Origin of the sequence: Microterricola viridarii (genome assembly GCF_001542775.1) — a bacterium.
Classification (GTDB): Bacteria; Actinomycetota; Actinomycetes; order Actinomycetales; family Microbacteriaceae; genus Microterricola; species Microterricola viridarii_A.
The window spans coordinates 3,643,771-3,658,523 of the sequence record NZ_CP014145.1 but is presented as its reverse complement, the minus strand read 5'-3'; the positions used below and the strand labels follow the sequence as shown (position 1 = coordinate 3,658,523).

Below are 14,753 nucleotides of genomic sequence, written 5' to 3'. Positions count from 1 at the left end.
GCCTGGCCCCTCTGGCACGGCCAGCCGCTCGCCTCGGCAGAGCCATAGCTTTTCTGATCGAACCAATACCGATTCGCTCAGCGGGCAACTGGGCCGTTGCCCTGAAGTCAGATACGTGTTTTGCTTAGCTCAATCCCGGATCAAAGTGGATCCAGAATACAAAATCCTTCCTAGGAGGCCGTCATTGTCGACGTCGCACACGCAGCTCTCGCCGGCCGCTGAGACCACAGCCCCCGCCCCCGTCGCATCCCGGCGGCGGGCGAGCTCGGGCTTGACCGCGGTTGATGGGGGCGGTCGACTCGTCGTCGATGGCCTCGAGAAGCAGTACGAGCTTGATGGCAAGGCGATCCCGGTCGTGAAGGGTGTCACCTTCACCATCGAGCCCGGCATGTTCTATTCGCTGCTCGGCCCGTCCGGATGCGGCAAGACGACCACACTGCGCTGCGTCGCGGGCCTGGAGAACAGCAATGGCGGCAGCATCTCCCTCGACGGGCGGGTGCTCTCCACCGGAACCGCGCACGTCTCGCCGGACAAGCGCGATGTGGGCATGGTGTTCCAGAACTACGCGATCTGGCCGCACATGAGCGTGCTCGCCAACGCGGTCTTCCCGCTCCAGGTCTCCCGGGGCAAGCTGCCCAAGAAGGAGGCGACGAAGCGCGCGATGGAGGCACTGGAGATCGTCCAGCTCGACGAGTTCGCACACCGGCCCGCCACGGCGCTCTCCGGCGGCCAGCAGCAGCGCCTCGCCCTGGCCCGCGCACTGGTGCACCGGCCCCGGCTGCTGCTGCTCGACGAGCCGCTCAGCAACCTGGACGCCAAGCTGCGGGACACGATGCGCAACGAGCTGCGCAGCCTGCAGCAGCGCCTCGGCATCACGGCGCTCTACGTCACGCACGACCAGTCAGAAGCCCTGTCGATGTCCGACCGCGTTGCCGTCATGAACCAGGGCCGCATCGTGCAAGAAGCGACGCCCAGAGACCTGTACTTCAAGCCCGTCGACCGGTTCGTGGCCGACTTCGTGGGCCGAGTGAACATGATCTCGGCCGTCGTCCGCGGGCGGAGCGCCGACGGCGACGCCCTCGTCGAAGCGTTCGGCACACGATTCATCACGCCCTGCCCGAGCGAGGTCGGCACCGGCCAGGAGGTCACCATCACGTTCCGGCCCGAGAGCGTGCGCTGGCACGATTCCGCGCCCGACCTCCCCAATGTGGTGCCGGCCCGGGTGGTGCGGGTGGAGTTCCTGGGCGAGATCGTCGAGTACGAGGTCGAGGTCCTGAGCGGGCAAACCGTCGTGGGAACCCTCGTGGCACGCGGCGCCCCGTTGAACTCGCCCTCTTCGGGCAGCCAGATCTTCATCGAACTCGCCCCGCACAGTTGTCGCGTGCTGGCCGCCTAGCTGCAACACCCCACAACAGCAACAGATCAAGTCAGAGAGGACTTTCGATCATGGTCAAACGCAACACACTCGTCGCGACAGCGGCGGTCGGCATGCTGCTTCTCAGCGGCTGCGCCAGCACTCCCGCCGCGGCTCCCGAGGAGGTCTTGACCGGAGCAGGGGCGTCCGACGCCACCTGCGACGCCTCGGCGATCGGCGTGATCACCCGGTGCGAGAACTTCTATGAGGACTTCTGGCCGGGGATCAACACCCAGATGGACACCCTCTACGAGACGGCGAAGAGCACCGATGGCGGGCGCCTGGTCATCTGGGACTGGTACGAGCAGTCTCCTGAGGTCGTTGCGGAGTTCAACAAGCGCTTCCCCGACATCAAGATCGAGTCGCGCGGACTCACCTACAACCTGTCGTCGGCGATCATCTCGGCGAAGGCAACCGGCGAGCGCAACACGGACATCGTGTCTGGCTCGATCGTCACAACCGCCCCCATGTACGACGAGGGCTACTGGGAGAAGGTCGACTGGACTCAGTTCGGCCTGCCGAAGGAGTACCTGAACATCGGTGCCCCCGAGATGGTGCCGGACAGCATCAACGGCTCCCTGATGCAGTACAACTCGGACAAGATCGAGGTGCCCGACTCCCTGGACGGCCTGCTCGACCCGCAGTACAAGGGCAAGGTCTCCATCGCCGGCTACAACCCGGTCGTCTTCGAGGCGTACGGAATGGCCAAGGGCGAGGAAGCCATGGTCAACCTGATCACCGAGCTGAAGTCGTCGGGAACGATGCAGCTGCTGGAGGACCAGAACACGCCGCTCTCCAGCGGTGACGTGCCGATCTCGCTGAACCAGACCCTGTTCAACCCGAACCCGTCGCTGAAGGTCGCTCCGTTCGAGCACGCCGGCGTCTGGGCCCAGTTCTCCGGTGTCAACGTGGATGCGAAGAACAAGGCAGCGGCCATGCTCTGGATCCTCTGGAACTCCTACGACCCGGACTGGCTGGAACTGCGCATGACCGACGAGCGGTTCGCCACCACCCAGGTGCCGTACGCCGGGCTCCCGAAGTCCCTGTTCGACAAGGCCACGGGACTCATGAAGACGAACACCGACGCGCTGCTGCTCGGTCTGGCCAATGGAGCCGGAACTGAGACGCAGGCAGACCGCGACGCGTGGATCTCGATGGTCGGCGCAGCTGACACAGCTCTGAACGGATAGTCATGTTTCAGGTAGGACGGACCACGAAGGCCGGGCGCTCTCGGCCGACCACGATGACGGTTGCCATGATCATCGCCGGAACGGTGATATTCCTGGTGCTCGCGATCCCGCTGATCGTACAGATCATCACGGCGTTTCGTGGTCCGTTCCTGCCGTTCGGAGTCCCCTCCGCGCAGTGGACGACAGAGAACTTTGTCACCCTGTGGAGTCTGCGTGAGGACTTCTGGGCAGTTCTGGGCTCCACCGCGGCGTTCGTGGGTGGCTCGACGGTTCTGACCCTGCTAATGGCCTTCGGGTTGGCGTGGGTCACCGTGCGCACGGATGCTCCGATGCGCCGGCTTATCGGCGTGCTGGTGATCGTTCCCTTCATCATCCCGCCGATCGTCAAGGCACAGGCGTTCCTGCTGATGCTCTCTCCCGAGACGGGCATCCTCAACCAACTGCTGCGACTGCTGCCGTTCACCGGCGACGTGCCGATCGACCCGTACGCGTTCTCGACGATGATCGTCATCCAGGCGCTCACCAACGTGACCTTCCCGTATCTGATGATCGTCCCGCTGCTCACCAACATGGACGGCTCCCTCGAGGAGTCGGCTCGCGTCTCCGGCGCATCCTGGCCGCAGACGCTCCGCCGGGTGACCCTGCCGATGCTCTGGCCAGGCCTCCTCGGCGTCATGGTGCTGACCTTCATCCTGGGGATCGGAAGCCTCGAGGTTCCGCTCCTGTTCGGCCAAGACTCCGGCAAGGACATCTTCGCGCTCAAGCTCTGGACGCTCATCGGGTCGCGGGCGGGCCAGCTTCCGCAATACGGCCTTGCGGCGGCCTGGGGCGTCGTGTTCCTGGTGATCACCACGATCGCGTTCGTCATCTATCTGAGGGCGACCCGGAACGCCGAGCGCCGGGCATCCGTGACCGGCAAGGGATTCAAGCCCACGGTCATGAAACTCGGCGCCTGGCGGGTGCCGGTGCTGATCGCGATCTTCATCTTCGTGCTCCTCACCGCGGTGCTCCCGCTGCTCGCCCTGCTGTGGGCCGCAATCACCCCGTACCCGATCGGCTTCTCCTTCACCGCCCTGTTCGAGATGACGCAGTTCACCTCCTTCGGGAAGGTGTTCGGCGACCCGGAGTTCTGGGCCTCGCTCGGCCGCACGCTGATCATCGCCGGCGGCAGCGCGACCATCGCGTGTGTCGCGGCGACAGTCCTTGCCTACGGCATCGCACGCGGCAAGAAGACGTTCCGGTCGAAGGCGATGGACCTGTTCGCGTCGTCGTCGGTCGCGATCCCGGCGACCATCGCCGGATTCGCGATGTTCCTGACCTTCATGGTCATCAACCCGGTGATCCCACTGGCTGGCACCGTCGCCGCCCTCGTGATCGCGTACGCCTACCGGGTGTCGATCGCCTACCGCGGCGGGTACAGCGCGACGATGCAGATCAAGATGGAGCTCGAGGAAGCCGCCATGACGAGTGGCGCCACCCGCTTCGAGGGCTTCCGGCGGATCGTCGCCCCCCTCTTGATGCCAACGGTGTTCGCCGTGTGGATCCAGATGTTCATCCTCGGCACCAATGAGTTCACGCTTCCGGCCTTCATGGCGACGCCGGAATCCCGGCCGATCTCGGTCTACATGTACGCGATGATCAACCCGCGGTCGGCGCAGATCTACGCACCGGACAAGGGCGCAGCGATGGCTCTGATCTTCACCCTCCTGGTGTTTGCGATCGGCTACGGACTGCAGTGGGTCGTGTCGCTCGTCGCGATCGGTCGCGCAAAGCGCCGCGTCACCGACCTCGCCCTGGGGCCGGCGTCGGTGGCGCCGCCTGAAGAGGTCTCCCCCACCATCTCGATCGCGGTGCAGGAGGCTCCGGTTCTGTCCAGACGCTGATCGCGGGTGCGGCCTCGCGGGGCCGCACCCGTTCGACGTCGCGTGGCGGATGCCGCAGGCCAACCCGGCGCACGTGTGCGCGCCGCAACCCTCCAGACGCGGCCGCACCGCTAGCGTGTCGGCAGAGGGAGGAAGCCAGATGGCGTCGACCAGTGCACCGACCGCCACACTCGACGGCTGGGTGAAGCGGCCATTCACGGGCGCGGGCATCACGCACGACTGCTTCGAGAAGGGCAGCGGCCCCGGCGTCGTGCTGATTCCCGAGATCCCCGGAATCACGCCAGAGGTGCTCGGCCTGGCCGAACACCTGGTCGGCCAGGGCTTCACGGTTGTGGTGCCGTCGCCATTCGGCGAACCGGGCAGGGCGGCCACGACCGGCTCTGTGTTGCCGACCGTCGCACGGCTCTGCGTGTCTGCGGAGTTCCGCGCCTTCGCCCTGAACGCACAGCGGCCCATCACGGCGTACCTCCGCGCGGTGGCCGCCGATCTCGCGGCGCGCACGCCGGGCGGCGGTGTCGGGGTGATCGGCATGTGCTTCAGCGGGGGCTTCGCGTTGGCCGCCGCCGTCGACGACACGGTGTTGGCGGCCGTGGCCAGCCAGCCGTCGGTGCCGTTCCCGCTCGGGGAGCGGCGGCGCGCCGACCCGGGGATGAGCCGGCCGGAGTTCGACCGGGTGGCAGAGCGCGCGGCATCCGGCGAGCTCTGCGCCATCGGCCTGCGCTTCAGCAACGACCCCGTCTCGCGCAGCGCCCGCTTCCGCACCCTGAAGGAGCGACTCGGCGACGCCTTCGAAGTAATCACCCTCGACTCCTCAGAGGGCAACCCCACCGGATTCCGCTCCAGCGCCCACTCGGTGCTCACGACCGAGCTGCGTGAGACTCCCGGCCACCCGGCCCTGCTCGCGCGCGAGCGGGTCGTCGCGTTTCTGCGCGAGCGCCTGGCTATCCCAGGCTCGACCGCCTGAGCCGCACAGCCCCTTTCCGGGCGCCGAAATCAGCCACCACAGCCGCACGGTGAACCGGTACACTCGACGCATCGATACTCTCAGCCCCCTCTTCATCGTGCTCCCCGGCGGGGCATACAGCAGCCATGCCGACACCGAGGCCGAACCCGTCGCCGAGTGGCTCACGTCCCTCGGATTCGCGGCCAGCGTGTTTCGATACCCGATCGCACCGCACGCGGCGGATGCCCGTGGCGCGGTTCACGAGCTCGTCGCACGCGCACGGCTCGGCGACTTGGACGGGCTCAGCTACGATCCGACGCGCATCGGGGTGATCGGCTTCTCGGCCGGCGGCCACCTCGCGGGCCACGCTGCCCTCACCGGCCAAGCCGGACACACACGCCCGGACCTCGCCGTGCTGAGCTACCCCGTGGCGTCGATGCGTCGCGACCCGCATGTGCAGAGCCGCGAGAACCTGCTCGGCCCCGCCGCGAGCCTCGCCGAGCAGGACGCTGCCTCGCTGGAGAACCTCGCCAGTTCCGACGCCCCACCGGTGTTCCTCTGGCACACCGTCGAAGACGCGGCGGTGCCGCCAACGCACAGCTACGGACTCGCCTCCGCGCTGGCCGCCGCCGGCGTGCACCACTCCTGCCATGTCTTCCCGCACGGAGCACACGGCCTCGACCTTGCCCGCGGCGTATCCACCACCACCGAGCAATGGACCGCGCTGTGCGAAGAATTCCTCCGCGAGCTCGGCTGGCTCTGACGCGCTACTTGATCGCGCCGGCCGAGATGCCCCGCTCGAAGAAGCGCTGCAGCGCGAGGTACAGCACGACCACCGGCAGGCAGATCAGCACAAGTGCTGCGAAGATCTTCGGCTGGTCAGAGCCGTAGGTGCTGGTGAAGTAGAGCGGGATCGTCGTCACCGTCTGCATCGACTCGTCCTGGAGGAAGAGCAACGGCAAGAAGAACTCGTTCCATGCCTGCAGGAACGCCCAGACAATGATCACCGCGGTGATCGGCTTGGCGAGCGGGATGACGACGCGAATCAGCGTGCCAAACGAGCTGCAGCCGTCAATCTGCGCCGCCTCGAGCACCTCGTCGGGGATCGAGGCCATGTAGTTGCGAGCAAGCAACAGCGTGAAGGGCACGATCGTGGTCGCGAGCGGCACGATGACGGCGAGGTAGTTGTTGAAGAGGCCGAAGCTGTCCACCATGATGAACAACGGCACGATGAGGGCGATCGTGGGCAGCACGAGCCCGACGAGAATCGCACTGAAGACGAGCTTCTTGCCTCGGAACTTCATCTTGCCGAATGCGAAACCGGCGAGCATCGTGCAGACGTAGACGATCGCGATCACGCCGAGTGAGATCACCGCGGAGTTCAGCGTCGATCGCAGCAGCGGGGTCTGGGTGAGAACCGCACTGTAGTTCGCGACGAATCCCGCGCCGTCGAAGGACTTCGCCACCATCGCGACGAGCGGGAAGAGGAAGGGGATAGCGAGCAGCGTCGCGGCGACTTGTGCCACCCAACGCACACCGACCGTGGGTCGTTCCAACATCATTCGTCTCCGGTCTTGTAGAGGCGCAGCTGAATAGCCGTGAGGATCAGCGCAAGGACGAGGAGCACGACGGAGAGCGCCGCCGAGTATCCGGCGTGATATCGCTCGACGATCTGGCTGTAGATGTACGTCGTCAGGAACTCGGTGCTCCGGCCCGGCCCTCCACCTGTTGTCAGATAGACCACGTCAAAGGTCTTGAGTGCGCCGATGCAGCCGACGAGGGCGAGCGTTGCGTGCGTTCCGTTCAACTGCGGCAACAGGATGTGCCGGCCCATGCGCCAGAAGCCGGCCCCGTCGATCGCGGCCGCATCGAAGGTGTTCTGGTCCAACTGCGAGATTGCCGCCTGGTAGAGCAGGAAGCTGAATCCCGTCCACTGCCAGATGTTGATCGCACAAATCGCGAGCAGGGCGAACTGTGGGTCGGCGAGCCAGGCCGTGTCGGCCTCGGAGAAGCCGAAGACGCGAAGCGCCTGGTTGAATTGTCCGTCTGTGTTCAGGATCTCGCGGAACGCCGTGGCGATCGCGGCAGGAGCCAGCACGACGGGGATGAACATGATCACGCTGTAGATGGCTTTGCCCTTGACCGCGTTGCCGCTGAGCAGCACTGCCATCATGAGGCCGAGCACCATCTGTACGATGATCGTCACGACACCGAAGATCAGCACGTGGCTGAGTGACATCCAGAAAACGGGATCGACGGCGATGTCGAGGAAGTTCTGCACTCCGACGCTTTCGGGATTCTCGTCGATCCCGTTCCAGTCGAGGGTGCTGACCCAGCCCGTGTACCCGATGCCGACGTAGATGATGCCGACGACGAGGATGAGCGCGGGCAGAATATAGAGCCAGGGAGTCAGCTGTGCCCGGGTGCGGGGGCTGCGGAAGCGCGGGAGACCGGGGCGGGCCCGTCTCGCCGGAGCGTCAAGCGGAGCGTCAGCCTCACGGGGGCGCAGGAGTGTGGGAATCGTCATGATGAGGCCGGCCCCGCTGCGGCGAGCGGGGCCGGCATCCTTTCTCGAGCTACTTGGCGCCGTCGATGGCAGCTTGGACGGACGCGGCGGCATCCTTCGAGCTCATCTGGTCCGAGGCCACCGCGGACAGCGCCTGTCCGAGCGCGGAGGCGACATCGGCGTTGGAGATCTGGCGCGGCCCGATGAGGTTGGCGAACTGCTTGGCCTGCTCGTCAAGTGCGGGCTGCTGCAGTTCCGGCGCAACGAGGTCGTCGCTGGTCACGGGCATCGAAGCGAGTGCGGGCTGGTTGAGGGCAGAGGCGATCATGGACTGAGCCGTCTCGCTCGTCGTGAACCACTTCACAAAGGTGAATGCGGCCTCCTGCTGCTTGCTCTTGGACGAGATCGCCCAGCCGGCCGGGGCGCCGAAGAGACGCCCGGTCTCCTGTGCGCCGCCGACAACGTCGGGGAAGGCGATGGGGAGGAACACCTGGTTGACGATGTCGGGGCCGTACGTCTCAACCGAACCGGCGAGGCGGGCCTTCGTCATGTGGTCGTTGTGCCAGGTTCCGAAGGCGATCGAGGCAGCTTCACCCTTGCTCATTGCATCGTTCGCGTCGGGGTACTGGGTCATGCCCAGCGCGCCGGGCTGAATGATGCCCTCATCGAAGAGGCCCTTCCAGGCGTCGAAGGCACTGACCATGTCTGGAGTGTTGAACTTCTTCTCGCCGTCGAACGCGGCGTAGATAGCGCCGGGGTCGATCTGGTTTGCGATCGCCTGGAAGACGTCGAGGTTGACCCAGTCGTCCTTGGCCCCGTGGACGAAGCAGGTGACGCCCTGCGCCTCGACCTTGGCGCACATGTCTTTCCACTCGGCAAGGTTGGTGGGCGGCGTGGCGCCTGCGGCATCCAGAATGTTCTTGTTGTACCAAATCAGGCCGCCACCGCCCAGCTTCCACGGCAGGGAGACCTGCTTGCCCTCGACGGCGAGCTGGTCGGTACCGAGAAGCTGATCCTGCCAGTCGGCGCCGATCTCTTCTTCGGCCAGCGTGGTGAGGTCGAGCGTGAGCGGGGCAAACTGCTCCGACATGGCACCTGGCTCGATGCCGAAGACATCGGGGCCGGAGTCGGACTTGGCGGCGAGGCGCACGGCGTTCTCGTAGTCGCTGTACTGGATGAAGCGGAACTTCAGGTCGATGTCGGGGTTCTCTGCCTCGAACGCGTCGACCCAGGCCTGGTAGTTGGAGTTATCCGGGTCCCACGACCACCAGTTCACGGTGGTCTTGTCGCTTGCGCCTTCGCTGACGGTGGCGTCTGAGGAACACGCCGTCAGGCCGAGGGATCCTGCGGCGAAGGCGACGATGATCGCCCCCGTTGCCATGGTCTTCTTCTTGAACATCTTCGTTCTCCGTACTTCGGTGTCGGTGGAAGGGATGGTGCTGCAGTGGGGTACCAGGGTGGGGCTAAAAGGTCGATTCGGGCGCGAGCGGGCTCGGTCGGAAGGCGTGCTCGATCCAGAGTGCGCTGGGCATCTCAACCAGGCCGAGCACCCAATCGGCGGCGGCGCGCTCGAGGGGAGGTCTCTTGATGGCAATCGTCAACGCGTGCTCTCCCTCGGCCATCGAGAAGTCAACGAACTGGCCGACGGGCGCCATGTGCGGAGCCGGGAAGAACAGAGCACTCCCCTGGGCACCGTGCAAGAATTCGCCGTCCAGCCAGATGCGGTAGTCCTCCGTGCAATTGAACATCAATCTTACGGCGGAGCGCCCGCGCGAATTCGCGGCGAAAGTCAGCAGCATCAGCCGATCGTGGAAGGACTCCCTGGGCATGGAAACGACGGTTCCCGGCAGCGAGCTCGGCGCCGTCTCAACGGCGGGTGCCGGCGAACCAACGGGCGGAAGCTCCGACTGATCGCGGATGTCCCAGCGGCCCTGCGTGGTGTTGAAATGACCGATGCCGACGGGGATACGGTGTGCACTCGGGTCGAAGGGATACTCCTCGGCGTTGGGCGCTTCCCCGCTCAGCCGACGTCCCAGATCGACGACCAGATCGGTAAAGCCCGCGATGGTCGCCGGGTGCTCCAACCCTCTGATTTCTTCGTTCAGCACCAGCTCGTCGCCGATGGGTGCGAGCCATTCCTGCCCGATGGAACCGGGGTCGAGGATGCCGAGCAGCGCGCCGATCGATGCGGTGGAGCTGTCGCAGTCCTGCCCAGAGTTGTTCGTGATGCAGATTCGCTCTGAGAAATCCGCGCCCATGAGCCAGCCCAGAATGACGAAGCCGGTGTTCGGCCGCACGTCGGTGAAGTCCTGGCGACCGTACTTCTCCATGATGAGCGCCTGCACATCGCGCCAGTCCGTGGCCTCGGCCACCCAGCGGCGCGTGTCCGCGACAACCGCCGCGATCCCGCTGTCCGCGGGGATCCCGGCCAGGGCGATGTCGATCAGTGTCTGCGGGTCAGACTCGACGAAAGCGGCCGACTGCAATCGGGCGAGGAACTGGGCGGCGTAGATGCCGTCACCTTCGTGGTCGAAGCAGGCATCCTCGTAGGCGTAGGCCGCGGCGAGATCCGGGTTGCCCGGAGCCAGGCAGGCCCAGATCTCGGAGCGGATGGCCGCCCCCTCGCCGCAGGTGAACCAGTTGTCGAACGACCCCGTGTGGGGAGGGTGGATCCCCTCTGCCTGATTGCGCATTGCGACGCCGTACTCGTTCCATGGGAAGTCGACGTGTCGGCGCCACGCGTCGGCGAGAACGTGGCGGTCGACGATGGGCGTCTCCAGCGCGGCGAGAACGCAGGCGAACACAACCTGCAGATCGAGGTCGTCGTTCGGAACCATTTCGGTCGGAACCGGGTAGTAGAAGTCGGCCTCAAGCGGCCCGGACAATCCTTCAAAGGTCTGCCCGAGCGTTCCGCCCACTGCCTTGCCCAACCAGCAGCCCTGGATCTTCTGGCGGATGGTCTCGGCGCTGAGCGTCGCGCTCTCAAACGTGGTGCTGATGGTCACAATGCCTCTTCGCAATTTCTGGTGAACAAGTTCACTGAGCATTGCACATCGACACGCATTCGCACAAGAAGCGGTTTCTATTCGACTCAACTTGCCCGAAAAATCGCCAATTATGGCTTGCAGCAACACTCGGCCAATGTCAGTATCGCCATTGAACTTGTTCACCCAAGCGATCAACATTCTTCATCAACGACGAGAAGGAAGCCATGCACCTCACACCGCGACCCCATCATCACAGGGCGCTCACGACCCGCAGAACACTCGCGAGCGTTCTTGCCCTCACACTCGTAGCCCTGACCTTCGCGCTCTCGGCGCCCACGCGAAGCTGGGCCGACACCGGCACGATCCAGACCTGGCAGCCGCCAAGCGGCACCGCGTCCAACCCCGACTTCGCGGTGGCGGTCAGGGCCAGCGGCACCAGCAGTTGGACGAACCTTTTCACCTACCGGGTCAAACTGGGGCACCAGGACGGAAGCACTTTCGACGCGTCCATGGTGAACTTCGACTTCACGGGAACCATCGACGTGCGGGTGAGCTACAACGCGGCTCCCCTCACGAGCTACGAGATCAGGCCATCCTCCTACGCCATCGCTGGCACCCAGAGCTCGAACACGGTGACGTTCCCCCTCACCCAGAACACGGATGCGCCACGCAAACTCGTGTTTCGTGCCAACGGCTCGTGGGAGGGCGCAACGCTCCACCTGCTGACCAATCCGCTCGAGGTCAACGCCCCTGATCCCAGCGCGGCGAACGTCTTCACCGTTCAACCGGGGCAGGAGGCGCCGCTGCAGCTGCCGCAAGGAAAGGACACCTACTACTTCGCGGCAGGCGAGCACACCCTCCCCCGTGGGATGTGGGCGGAGTTTGATCTGGGTGCGGAGTATCCCCTCGATCGCATCCAGCTGGCCCAATCCACGTTTCAGATCGGGATCGGCATGACGCCGACGGCGTACCCCAACAAGTACACGGTCGAGACCAAACGCGCCGCGTCCGATCCGTACACCCTCGCCGTCGACGGGCGCAGCAACACCCAGACCGGTGAGGTGACGAATACGTTCACACCACGCGCCGCCCGCTACATCCGTGTGAAGCTGCTGGGCAGCGCCACGGCAACGGGGTTCCAGTTCTCCAACGCGGTGTCCGAGTTTCGGGCCTTCGCCGGTTCCTCCGGCAACCTTGCCCAGGGCCGCGCTGCCGCCGGCGCCATGCCCAACTTCGCAACGATCGCCGACGGCAGCACGACGAGCGCCTACGCCTCCGAAAGCGGCTACGGCAATTGGCACTCCGGAGAGACGTTCTTCATCCGCGAGTCGTCAACCGTCTACCTCGCCCCCGGATCGCTCGTACACGGCGCGTTCGGATCCGACGGAATCAGCAACATCACCATCCGAGGTCGCGGCATCCTCGATGGGAGCACGCTCACCCACGACGTCGCCGGGCAAGGAGAGGTGCGCACCGGATCGATCTGGCTCACGGGAGGCAGTGACAACACTGTGGAAGGCATCACGATCCTGGATCCGACGATGTGGACCGTCGTGATGAACTTTGCGACCCGACCGAAGGTGAAGAACATCAACATCCTCGCCTACGAGGTGAACGCCGACGGCATCCACTTCAGCGGCTCCTCCGACGGGCTGGTGAGCGGCGTCTTCATCCGCACGCCCGACGACAACATCGTGATGTACCACTACGGCACCGGGCGACGGAATGTCTTCACGAACAGCGTCTTCTGGGGCGATGACGCTCACATCTTCCTGTTCGGTCTCGGTACTGTGCCGAACGCCGAAATCAGTGACATCACTGTGAGCAACAGTGATGTGCTCAACCAGCAGGGCGTGTACGACCTCGACAAGTTCAACGGCGTGATGAAGGTCTGGCCCAACGGCAACAACCACACCTCGAACATCACGTTCAGCAACATCCGAATCGACTCGTTCCGCGACCCGTCCAAGGCCGTTGTGTTCCAGTTGCGCAGTGACGAACGCTTCGCGGGAGAAGGAGGCGGCACGATCTCGAATGTCACACTGTCCGGCATCCAGGTGAACGGAACCGGAGAGCGCGCCTCGACGATTGCGGGAACTGGGGCGATCACCGGGGTGCAGATCGCCGGCTACACGCGCGCCGGCGCAACGGTGAGCAACCCGACGAATGGAAACTTCGCGATCTCTGGGCTCGTTTCTGACGTCAAGGTCAACGGGACGAACATTCCCACCGGGCCGCCGTCGTCGCTGCGCAACACGAGCTTCGAGGCGCCCAGCATGCCGGGATCGTTCCAATACACACCCTCCGGATCTGAATGGACCTACTTTCGCGAGGCGGGTATCGCAAGCAACGGCAGCCTGTTCGGGGTCGGCCTGTACGGAGCCGCAAACGCACCGGACGGCTCCCAGGTCGGGTTCGTGCAGAAGCGCGGCCGGCTTGAACAGAGTTTCGGAAGCGCGCCGGTCGGGGCTTCGTACCGCGTGCGCTTCTCACTCGCGGCCCGCCCCGGCGACGCGGCACCGCAGACCGTCAAGGTGACGTTCGACAACGTCCTTCTCGGAAGCTACACCCCAGGAAGTACCAGCTACGTGGAGTTCACCACACCGCCCATCACGCAAGGCGGAGGAACCCACACGATCGGGTTCGAGGGCACAACGGATGCCGACAGGACCGCGTTCATCGACCGCGTGAGCGTGATCCCCGGCTAGGCGGAGGGTGAGGGCGGGGCGGTTGCCCCGCTCTCGTCCCCGCTTCACAGCTGCGGGACCGTGGATCCCCGCACAACGAGCTCCGGCTCGAACGAACGGGTGCGGCCGGCCGCGCTGTCACCGGAGGCGAGTTCCAGCACCAGCTCAGCGGCGGCACGACCGAGGTCGTACTGCGGCTGGCGAATCGTCGTCAGGGGAACGGGCGCGAGCTCCGCGCTCTCGATATCGTCGTAGCCCACGATCGCAAACTGCCCCGGCACGGCGACTCCCCGGTGGAGCAGCACCGACTCCAGGGTGAGCGCGATCATGTCGTTGGCGCAGAACGCCGCGGTTGCATCGGGAATCTCATCGACGATTCGCTCGGCAGCCTCGCGGCGGGCAGCCGTCGTGTTGCCCGTCGCATTCACCCGGCGGAGCCTGGAACGCTCGACACCGGCCTCATCAAGCGCGCGCAGGGCCCCCAGGAAGCGGTCTTCGATCTGCGGTTCGGCGCCGGGGCCGCCGACGAATACAACGTCTCGATGGCCCAGCGAGAGCAAATGGCGCATCGCGATGTACCCGCCATGCGTGTTCTCAACGTCGATCCCCGGGAACCCGAAGCCGTGGCTGCCACCACCGAGGATCACGACGGGGGCACCGCTGGTCTCGAGCCGGCGGAGCGCGGTCTCGCTCGCGCTCATCGCCATCGCGACGGCGCCGACAACGCGCATCTCCGACAAGGCGCGCGCGTAGTGTTCCTCACGTTCCGGGTCCCCGTCGGTGTTGCAGGTCACGACAACGTGCCCGGCGCCGATGGCGACGTCCTCGATTCCGCGAGCGACCTCCGCAAGGAACGGGTTGCCCGAATCGGGGATGAGGAAGGCGATCGCGTGGCTGCGCCCACCGCGCATGACGCGCACTCCGGCGTTCGGGATGAACCCCAACTGCGCGATCGCCGACTCGATGCGCTCGCGCGTCTCTGGTGCGATCGGCTTGTTGTCGTTGAGGTAGTTCGAGATCGTGCCCAGTGAGACGTCAGCGAGCCGGGCAACCTCACGGATTGTCGCTCGCCGGGTCATGGGGTCCCTCCAGATGGATGCGGCCTGAAGACCACATGTCTTCGGCGGTCGTCAGCCTATCCGA

General features: G+C 65.3%; 11 protein-coding genes. 6 read left to right on the top strand and 5 right to left on the bottom strand.

The window, feature by feature from the left end; genetic code table 11:
• Nucleotides 1-184: 184 nt before the first annotated feature.
• The 5 genes from AWU67_RS16640 to AWU67_RS16620 all read left to right on the top strand — a co-directional run bounded on the left by AWU67_RS16640 (nt 185) and on the right by AWU67_RS16620 (nt 6,193).
• Nucleotides 185-1,396, top strand: a complete 1,212-nt coding sequence (locus AWU67_RS16640) for an ABC transporter ATP-binding protein (protein ID WP_129586764.1) — start codon at nt 185-187, stop codon at nt 1,394-1,396.
• Nucleotides 1,397-1,446: 50 nt separating this feature from the next.
• The gene (locus AWU67_RS16635; RefSeq protein WP_067231704.1) at nt 1,447-2,604 is read left to right on the top strand and encodes an ABC transporter substrate-binding protein; all 1,158 of its coding nucleotides are present in this window, start codon (nt 1,447-1,449) and stop codon (nt 2,602-2,604) included.
• Between the two features lie 2 nt (nt 2,605-2,606).
• A complete protein-coding gene (locus AWU67_RS16630) occupies nt 2,607-4,487 on the top strand; it encodes an ABC transporter permease (protein ID WP_082717103.1) in 1,881 nt (626 codons plus the stop codon).
• A gap of 139 nt (nt 4,488-4,626) precedes the next feature.
• Complete coding sequence (locus tag AWU67_RS16625; RefSeq protein ID WP_067231698.1) at nt 4,627-5,451, top strand: dienelactone hydrolase family protein; 825 nt, start codon at nt 4,627-4,629, stop codon at nt 5,449-5,451.
• Nucleotides 5,452-5,500: 49 nt separating this feature from the next.
• Nucleotides 5,501-6,193, top strand: a complete 693-nt coding sequence (locus AWU67_RS16620; RefSeq protein ID WP_199922317.1) for an alpha/beta hydrolase — start codon at nt 5,501-5,503, stop codon at nt 6,191-6,193.
• A 4-nt stretch (nt 6,194-6,197) separates the two neighbouring features.
• Here the strand turns inward: AWU67_RS16620 and AWU67_RS16615 are convergent, their stop codons facing one another.
• From AWU67_RS16615 to AWU67_RS16600, 4 genes are all read right to left on the bottom strand, one after another.
• On the bottom strand, nt 6,198-6,989 hold the full coding sequence (locus AWU67_RS16615) for a carbohydrate ABC transporter permease (protein ID WP_067231695.1): 792 nt from the start codon (nt 6,987-6,989) through the stop codon (nt 6,198-6,200).
• Nucleotides 6,989-7,957 (bottom strand): carbohydrate ABC transporter permease, encoded by a 969-nt coding sequence (locus tag AWU67_RS16610; protein WP_067231691.1) that lies wholly within the window; start codon nt 7,955-7,957, stop codon nt 6,989-6,991. Before AWU67_RS16610 ends, AWU67_RS16615 begins: the two co-directional genes overlap by 1 nt.
• A 49-nt stretch (nt 7,958-8,006) precedes the next feature.
• A complete protein-coding gene (locus AWU67_RS16605) occupies nt 8,007-9,335 on the bottom strand; it encodes an ABC transporter substrate-binding protein (protein WP_067231688.1) in 1,329 nt (442 codons plus the stop codon).
• 64 nt (nt 9,336-9,399) lie between these two features.
• Nucleotides 9,400-10,941 carry an ADP-ribosylglycohydrolase family protein gene (locus tag AWU67_RS16600; protein WP_067231685.1) on the bottom strand — a complete coding sequence of 514 codons (1,542 nt, stop codon included), beginning with the start codon at nt 10,939-10,941 and terminating at the stop codon, nt 9,400-9,402.
• Between the two features lie 206 nt (nt 10,942-11,147).
• On the opposite strand from AWU67_RS16600, the gene AWU67_RS16590 reads away from it, so the two are divergent.
• Nucleotides 11,148-13,631: a glycosyl hydrolase family 28 protein gene (locus tag AWU67_RS16590; RefSeq protein ID WP_129586762.1), complete on the top strand. Its 2,484-nt coding sequence runs from the start codon at nt 11,148-11,150 to the stop codon at nt 13,629-13,631.
• A 44-nt stretch (nt 13,632-13,675) separates the two neighbouring features.
• Here AWU67_RS16590 and AWU67_RS16585 read toward each other — a convergent pair whose 3' ends face one another.
• Nucleotides 13,676-14,689 (bottom strand): LacI family DNA-binding transcriptional regulator, encoded by a 1,014-nt coding sequence (locus AWU67_RS16585; protein WP_067231673.1) that lies wholly within the window; start codon nt 14,687-14,689, stop codon nt 13,676-13,678.
• Nucleotides 14,690-14,753 lie beyond the last annotated feature (64 nt).

Excerpts from the sequence above, each read along its gene's own strand:
- AWU67_RS16590 (WP_129586762.1), top strand. The coding sequence starts at position 11,148 with ATGCACCTCACACCGCGACCCCATCATCACAGGGCGCTCACGACCCGC.
- AWU67_RS16615 (WP_067231695.1), bottom strand. The coding sequence starts at position 6,989 with ATGTTGGAACGACCCACGGTCGGTGTGCGTTGGGTGGCACAAGTCGCC.
- AWU67_RS16630 (WP_082717103.1), top strand. The coding sequence starts at position 2,607 with ATGTTTCAGGTAGGACGGACCACGAAGGCCGGGCGCTCTCGGCCGACC.
- AWU67_RS16610 (WP_067231691.1), bottom strand. The coding sequence starts at position 7,957 with ATGACGATTCCCACACTCCTGCGCCCCCGTGAGGCTGACGCTCCGCTT.
- AWU67_RS16585 (WP_067231673.1), bottom strand. The coding sequence starts at position 14,689 with ATGACCCGGCGAGCGACAATCCGTGAGGTTGCCCGGCTCGCTGACGTC.
- AWU67_RS16625 (WP_067231698.1), top strand. The coding sequence starts at position 4,627 with ATGGCGTCGACCAGTGCACCGACCGCCACACTCGACGGCTGGGTGAAG.
- AWU67_RS16605 (WP_067231688.1), bottom strand. The coding sequence starts at position 9,335 with ATGTTCAAGAAGAAGACCATGGCAACGGGGGCGATCATCGTCGCCTTC.
- AWU67_RS16635 (WP_067231704.1), top strand. The coding sequence starts at position 1,447 with ATGGTCAAACGCAACACACTCGTCGCGACAGCGGCGGTCGGCATGCTG.